The organism is Streptomyces sp. MB09-01 (assembly GCF_033794505.1).
In the GTDB taxonomy this organism is placed as follows: domain Bacteria; phylum Actinomycetota; class Actinomycetes; order Streptomycetales; family Streptomycetaceae; genus Streptomyces.
This window is the reverse complement of the sequence record NZ_JARAYQ010000348.1, coordinates 1-6,937: the sequence shown is the minus strand read 5'-3', so window position 1 is coordinate 6,937 and position 6,937 is coordinate 1. Positions and strand designations below refer to the sequence as shown.

Below are 6,937 nucleotides of genomic sequence, written 5' to 3'. Positions count from 1 at the left end.
CCCCACGCCCGAGAGCCCCAAGCCCTCGCCCGTGGCCCCGAGCCCCGTGACGCCGAGCCCCGAGGTCCCGCGACCGGTGACCCCGAGCCCGCTCGTCCCCACGCCGGTCGGCCCGAGCCCCGACGTCCCGGCGCCCGTCACTCCGAGCCCGGAACTCCCGGCACCCGTCACCCCGAGCCCCGTGGTCCCGCTGCCGGTCACTCCCAGCCCGCTCGTCCCGACACCGGAGGTCCCCACTCCCGAGGTGCCCGAGCCCTCGCCCGTGGCGCCCTCGCCGGCCGTGCCGAAGCCCGAGCCCACGCCGCCGAAGCCCCAGCCCCAGCAGCCGCCGCCGCTCAACAGCTCGCAGTGGTGCGTGCCGCTCAACTTCAGCGAGTGGCTCTCCAAGCTGGTCGGCATGAAGTCGGTCTGCATCAAGCTCGACTGGGGCAAGGACTTCGGCTTCTGGCCCTTCTAGACGGGTCATCGCACCCGCAGTTCGTTGAGCCGCGCCCGCCAGTCCCTGGCGGCCGGCAACGCCTCCCGCAGCACGCCCACCGCCCGCTCGCGCCCCGTCACCTGCGACTCGTGCAGCCGCAGCAGGGGCGCGAGCGCGGTCGTGGCCAGCAGGAACCGCTGGTTCACGACCGTCTCGGGCCGCCAGTGGTTCTTGTACGGCTCGTTGCCGCGCAGGAAGCTCACCACCGGCCGGCCCTCGGCGAGCGCCCGCCCGGCCTCGTAGCGCAGCAGCAGCGTCGCCACGTCCACCTTCCGCGTCCGCAGGTCCGGGTCGGCCCCGTAGAGGTAGCCGCCGCTGAGTCCGGCCGACAGCAGCGTGACGTTGGCCGCCACCACCTTCCCGTCCAGCCGGAACTCCGTCAGGCGGCCCTCCCCCGCCCGCACCATCCGCCGGGTGGCCCGGGTCAGGTGCTCGGCGAAGCGGGGCCTCAGGTGCTCGGGGGTCACCCCGCGTCCGCGCCACTGCTTCTCGTGGAGCCGCAGCAGGTTCCCTACGGCACGCGGCACTTCCTGCTCGGTGACCTCGTGCTCCTCGATCCCGGCCGCGTCGGTCTTGCGCAGCTTGGCCCGCACCCGCTGGGCGCCCGACGCCGGCATCCGTTTGACCAGTTCGTCGAACGGCAGCGTGGGCAGCTCCATGCAGGTGGAGTCGGTGAGCTTGCTGGAGACCCCGGGCCACTGCCGGTACAGCTCCTCGGCCGCGGCCCCGGGACGCACCTCCCGCAGGTCGACGACGGCCCCGCGGGCGGCCCGGTGCAGCCCGCGGGCCAGCGCCGGGACGACCTGGTCGGCGTGCTCCGCGGCCACGAGCACGTCGGAGTAGTCGGTGATGGGGCCGCCGAGCGGCACCAGCAGCGGCATCGGCCGGTGTACGAGCATCAGCGCGGCCGCGCCGACCAGTTCCTCGCCGCGCCGGACGAGGACGATCCGGAGCCGGCCGTCCTTCCCGTACGACAGCCACCAGGAGTGCAGCCAGGCGTGGCTCTGGAAGGGGGTGGCGGTGGGACAGCCGCGGAAGAGCCGGTTCCACGGCTCCTCCAGCGCGGCGAACTGCCGGGGGTCGCGGCACAGCGTCACCGACAGGGCCCCGGCGGAGCCCGGACTCATCGCACGGACTCCTTCTCCTTGGCCGAGGTGGGCTCGCCCTGGGCGGGGAGCGAGGCGTACTCCTCGACCGGGGGCGTCACCGCGGACTCGGCCGGGGACGCGGCCACAGCCTGGACCGGAGCCTGGACCTGGGCCACGGGCCCGTCCGCGTGCTCCTCGGGGCGCCGGGACCGGCCCGGGCGGGCGAGCAGCCACAGTCCGCCGAGCAGTCCGCCGGCGCACATCCCGACGGCGCCGCTGATGGCGGCGGACGGGGAGGCGGGCTCGGCCGGGGCCACGGCCTGGCTGAAGAGGAGCAGCTGGACGCCGGTGTTCTTGGCGGCCTGATTGCTGCTCAGTGACAGGGCGTCGGCCACCGCGTTCGCGACGTCGGCGGCCTCGGACGGGCTCTTCGAGGTGCCCGTGATGGCGATCATCGGGGACTCGGGCGAGGTCTCGGCCCGTACCTGGGTCCGCAGCTGCCGGGCGGTGAGGCCCGCACGGGGCTGGGCGTAGGCGAGGGTGGAGCTGCTGGTGGCGATCCGGGCGTACGCCTGCGCGAAGCCGAGGGCGGTGGCCGGCTCGGTGGTCTCGTCGGGCACGGCGACGACATAGCTGGTGGCGGCGTACTCGGGGGCCTTCAGCACCCCGTACGCCCCGCCCGCGGCCAGCCCCAGCACGGCGCACACGGGCAGCGGCCACCACGCGGGCGCCGCCGGCAGCCGCCGCCGGGACTTCTTCTCGGAGCGGTGGTCCGGCTTCTTCTCGGCGGCCCTCCTCTGAGACCTCCGCTCGGGCCTCTGCTCGGACTTCTGCTCGGTCCTCGGCTCGGGCCTCTGCTCGGACTTCTTGTCGGACTTCTTCTGGTCGGCGGTATCGGCCATGAGCGTGCTCGCTTCCTGGGTGGAGGGTGGTTCGTGGAGGGGACGGATCAGCCGGTTCCGGTCGGGCTCTCCGCCGGTCCGGGTCCGGCCGGCTTGCGCCGGGCACCGACGACGGTGCCGTTGGCGGCTCCGGCGCCGGGTACCCGGCCGGGCACTGCCGCGCCCGGGACCGACGGGTCGGAGACCGACGCGGCCGGACCGGACGCGTCCGGGTCCGACGGGCCGGCCGGGCCCGGATCTGCCGGGCCCCGGGCGATCCCGGCGGTGCCCGGCGCGGCCGAGAGGGCGAGGTCGTACACGTCCAGCAGCTGCCGCGCGCTGCGGGCGATGTCGTAGCGGCGGACCACCGGCGGCGGGGGCAGCCTGCGCGCTCCCGCCTCCATGTGCCCGCGCAGCGCCGCGACCAGTTCCTCCGTGCCGGTGCCGATGCGGCGGGCTCCGGGGGCCTGGGCGGCCGGCAGGTCGTCGATGGCCGGGCAGGTCACGTGCAGGACGGGGAGTCCGGCGGCCAACGCCTCCACGACCGCGAGCCCGAAGGCCTCCTCCCGCGACGGGGAGACGAAGACGTCCATGGCGGCCAGCAGTGCCGGGATGCCGGGGGTGCGGCCGTCCGCGCTGTCACCCAGCGGGTCCCGCTCCCCGAGCAGGTGGATCCGGCTCTGCGCGCCGAGTTCGGCGGCCAGCCGGCGCAGCCCCGCCCGCTCGGGCCCGTCCCCGGCCAGCAGCAGGTGCGCCCCCGGGAGCGCGGCCACGGCCCGTACCAGGACGTCGAACCGCTTGCCCGGGACCAGCCGCCCGACCCCGCCGACGACGAAGGCGCGTTCGGGCAGGCCGGTCCGGGCCCGGGTGGCCCGCCGGACGCCCTCGTCGAAGCGGAAGCGGACGGCCTCGATCCCGTTCGGTACGACGTGCACCCGCGCGGCCGGCACCCCCCACCCCTCCAGCCGGGCGGCGACGGTGTCGGACACGGCGACCGTCGCCGCGCCGAGGCGTTCGCTGGCCAGGTACAGCGCCCGTACCCCGCCGGACAGCGGCCGGCCCTCGATCTCGCCCTCGCCGAGGGAGTGCTCGGTGGCCACGGTCGCCCGGGCGCCCGCGAGGCGGGCCGCGAGGCGGCCGTACACGCAGGCCCGGTACAGGTGCGTGTGCACGAGGTCGTACCGGCCGCGCCGGATGAACCGCACCAGCCGCGGCAGCGCCCCCAGGTCCCGGTTGCCCCGCATCCCCAGGTGCACGACCCGGACCCCGTCGGCGCGCAGCCCCTCGGCCACCGGCCCCGGGTTGGTCAGCGTCAGCACGTCGCACTGCATCGGCATGTGCCGCAGCAGCAACCGCAGTTGCTGCTCGGCGCCCCCGACCCCGAGGCCGGTGATGATGTGCAGGGCCTTCACCGGTACACCGCCCGGCGCAGCTCCCGCACCTGGTGGCGCAGCTGCTTGACGCGCAGCCGGGCACCGCCGTCGGCCTGGCTGACGTGGGTGCGCGGCAGGGCGTGCGGGCCCGCGAGCCGCCCGGGGTCGATGGCGCAGGCGTAGCCGTAGCCGGCGGCGCGGGTGGCGTCGACGACCCGGGCGTCGAGGTGCCCGTACGGGTAGCAGAACCCCTCGGGCAGGATTCCGGTCAGCTCGCGCAGCAGGTCGCGGCTGCCGCGGAGTTCCTGCTGGAGGACGTCGTCGGCGGCCGCGGTGAGGTCCTGGTGGAGCAGCCCGTGCGAGCCGATCTCCTGTCCCCCGTCGGCGGCCTCGCGGATGCCCTCGGCGGTGAGCAGGGACTTGCGCGGCCCCAGCGGGTCCCACACGTTGTCCACGCCGAGCCGCCCGGGCAGGACGAAGAGGGTGGAGGTGCAGTCGTAGCGGTGCAGCAGCGGCAGCGCGTGGGTCAGGAAGTCGGTGTAGCCGTCGTCGAAGGTCAGCCCGACCAGCCCGGCGCCGTGGCCGGCCGTGCGGGCCCGGAGCAGTTCACCGACCGAGACCCCGCGCAGGCCGCGGGAGCGCAGCCACACCAGCTGGGCCTCCAGGGCCTGCGGGGTCACGGTGATCCCGTACGGGTCCTCGGCGGGGTCGGTGAACTCGGCGACCGAGTGGTACATCAGGACCCACGGCGAAGCGGTCCGGCGGGTGGGGACCAGCACGGCGGCGGGGGCCGTGTCGGTGTCAGCGGACATTGCGGAACCTCTGCGTGAAATGGGAGATCTGACCGGACAGGGCGGTGACTTCGAGGGCGCGTATGGCCATGCCGGTGGCTCCGAACATGGCCGGGACCAGCAGGCAGCCGAGGGCTGCGCTGAGCATCGGGTCGGGGATCATGGGCCCTGCGATCCAGCCGGTGACGCAGGCGGCGACGGCGGCCACGGCGAGCCGTCCGATGCTGACGGCGACCCGGCGGACCTGGATGGCGATGATCCGCGAGCCGAGTCCGGTGAGCAGCAGGGCGGCCGTGGTGGAGATGCCGGCGGCGTTGGCGGCGGCGATCCCGTAGGTGCCCCACCAGCCGACGGCGAAGGCTCCGGCCACGATGTTGACGAGCAGTCCGGCACCCATCGCGAACGCCGGGAACCAGGTGGGCCGGGCGGTCGAGAAGAAGGGCCGGGACAGTGCCCCGACGAGGCAGTGGCCGAGCAGTCCGAGTCCGTAGACCCGCATGACGGAGGCGGTGGCGAGGGTGTCCTGGTGGGTGAAGGCACCGCGTTCGAAGAGGACCTGGATGATCTGGGGGGCGTAGCCGATGACGAGGGCGGTGCCCATGAGGACGGCGAGCGAGGCCAGTGCGAGGTCCTGTTCCACCCGGCGCCGGGCCTTCTCCCGCTCTCCCGCGGCCATGGCCTGGGCGACGACGGGGAAGGTGACGGTGCAGATCATCAGGGAGAGCACCATCGGCATCTGCGCGACCTTCTGCGCGTAGTTGAGGTGCGAGATCGCCCCGGGCGGGAGCGAGGCGGCCAGGAACCGCTCGACGAGCACCTGCGACTGCCGGAAGACGGCGAAGAAGATCACGGGGGCGATGACCCCGAAGGCGATGAGGGTGGGGCGGTCTCGGTCGCGCTGGCTGCGCGGGGCCCTCTTGGCGCGGGGCGGGCCGAAGCCCACGTTGCGGATGAAGGCGGGCAGCTGGACGAGGACCATGAGCAGTCCGCCGACGGCGACGCCCGCGGCGGCCGCCCGCACGCCCCACAGGGCGTGCAGGGCGACCATGGCGCCGATGATCCCGACGTTGTACGAGACGTAGATCGCGGCGGGCGGTACGAAGGAGCGGTGGGCCCGCAGCGCGGCGCTGAAGTATCCGGCGATGCCGAAGGTGATGACGGTCAGGGCCGTCATCCGGGTGCACTGGACGGCCAGTGCGGGATCGGGCAGGCCGGGCGCGAGCACGGCGACGACCGCCGGCGCGGCCACGATGAGCACGGAGGCGACGGCGGCCACGAACACGGCGAGCCGGGGCAGGGTCGCCCCCACGAGCAGCCGTACGGGGTCCTGCGCGCGGGCCTCCTTGCGGGTGAGGCCGGCCCGGCTGGCGGCCCGCCGGGCCAGGGCGTGGCTGAAGGCGGGCACCATCAGCAGCGCCATGGCGTCCTCGATGAGGAGCGTCGAGGCCATCTCGGGCACGGTCCAGGCGATCAGGAAGGCGTCGCTGTCGTGCCCGGCCCCGAAGAGGTGCGCGATGGTCTGGTCGCGCACCAGCCCGAACACCGCCCCGGCGGCGGTCAGCCCGGCGGTGACGGCGGCGGCCTTCGCCAGGAACCGCCCGAGCGGCGGATTCCCGCCGGGGGTGGCGGGATCGGGGAGCTCGGCGGACCCGCCCGTCCGGCTGCCGCGGGGGTCGGCGGAGCCGGACGCCTCCCCCACCCGCCGTACCCGGCCGAACCGGCTCGCGCCGGGGGCGGCGGGTACGGACGCCTCACCGGCGCGCCGGACATGGCCCGGCCTGCCGCCCGCGGGCGCCACCCGGGCTTCGGGCGCGTCGGCGGAGCCACTCGCGGCTCGCGCCGCCACCCGCACGCTGTGCTTCCCCGAGGTCCCGCCCGGATACGCGACGGAGCCGAACAGGGGTTCCCGCACGGCGTGTTCACCGCGCGGCAGGCCTCCGGTGACGAATCCCGGGTCCGCCGGCGCCGGCACGGCGCCCGTCCGGCCCGCACGGCCTCCGGCGATGAACCGCGGGGCCGCCGGCACGGGCACGGCCGGATCGGCCGCGGTTGCCGAACGGGGCGGCGCCCCGTGGCCGCCCGGGCCCGGCCGGCCCCGTACGGCAGAACCGGGGGCCGTCGGATCCGCCCCGCTGCCGGGTGCCCCGGTCGCGGGCGCGTTCCGTGCGTACCGGGCGGAGCCGAACAGGCTCTCCCGCACGGCCGGCTCACCGCCCGGCCCGTCTCCCGCCGCGAACGCGGGAGCCGCAGGGCCCGCCTCGCCCGGAGTCCCGGTCGGGTCCTGCCCGGTGTGGCGTCCGGCCGCGGGGCCGGGGGGGCCGGGGAC

General features: G+C 75.7%; 5 protein-coding genes and 1 pseudogene. 1 reads left to right on the top strand and 5 read right to left on the bottom strand.

Features of this window, described 5'->3' with window-relative positions:
* Positions 1-457 (top strand): annotated as a pseudogene (locus PV721_RS39325) (hypothetical protein); the annotation flags it as partial.
* A gap of 5 nt (positions 458-462) precedes the next feature.
* Here PV721_RS39325 and PV721_RS39320 read toward each other — a convergent pair.
* Genes PV721_RS39320 through murJ form a run of 5 tightly spaced genes read right to left on the bottom strand, consistent with a single transcriptional unit; the run spans position 463 to position 6,310 of the window.
* Positions 463-1,605 (bottom strand): GNAT family N-acetyltransferase, encoded by a 1,143-nt coding sequence (locus PV721_RS39320; RefSeq protein WP_319733053.1) that lies wholly within the window; start codon positions 1,603-1,605, stop codon positions 463-465.
* Complete coding sequence (locus PV721_RS39315) at positions 1,602-2,468, bottom strand: lipopolysaccharide biosynthesis protein (protein ID WP_319733051.1); 867 nt, start codon at positions 2,466-2,468, stop codon at positions 1,602-1,604. Before PV721_RS39315 ends, PV721_RS39320 begins: the two co-directional genes overlap by 4 nt.
* Positions 2,469-2,515: 47 nt before the next feature.
* A complete protein-coding gene (locus PV721_RS39310; RefSeq protein ID WP_319733049.1) occupies positions 2,516-3,859 on the bottom strand; it encodes a glycosyltransferase in 1,344 nt (447 codons plus the stop codon).
* On the bottom strand, positions 3,856-4,632 hold the full coding sequence (locus PV721_RS39305; RefSeq protein ID WP_319733047.1) for a polysaccharide deacetylase family protein: 777 nt from the start codon (positions 4,630-4,632) through the stop codon (positions 3,856-3,858). Before PV721_RS39305 ends, PV721_RS39310 begins: the two co-directional genes overlap by 4 nt.
* Positions 4,622-6,310, bottom strand: coding sequence for a murein biosynthesis integral membrane protein MurJ (gene murJ / locus PV721_RS39300; protein ID WP_319733055.1), 1,689 nt, complete (start codon positions 6,308-6,310; stop codon positions 4,622-4,624). The genes PV721_RS39305 and murJ overlap by 11 nt, the downstream gene beginning before the upstream one ends.
* Positions 6,311-6,937: the final 627 nt, after the last annotated feature.

Coding starts and splice junctions, on each gene's coding strand:
- PV721_RS39320 (WP_319733053.1), bottom strand. CDS start 1,605: ATGAGTCCGGGCTCCGCCGGGGCCCTGTCGGTGACGCTGTGCCGCGAC.
- PV721_RS39315 (WP_319733051.1), bottom strand. CDS start 2,468: ATGGCCGATACCGCCGACCAGAAGAAGTCCGACAAGAAGTCCGAGCAG.
- PV721_RS39305 (WP_319733047.1), bottom strand. CDS start 4,632: ATGTCCGCTGACACCGACACGGCCCCCGCCGCCGTGCTGGTCCCCACC.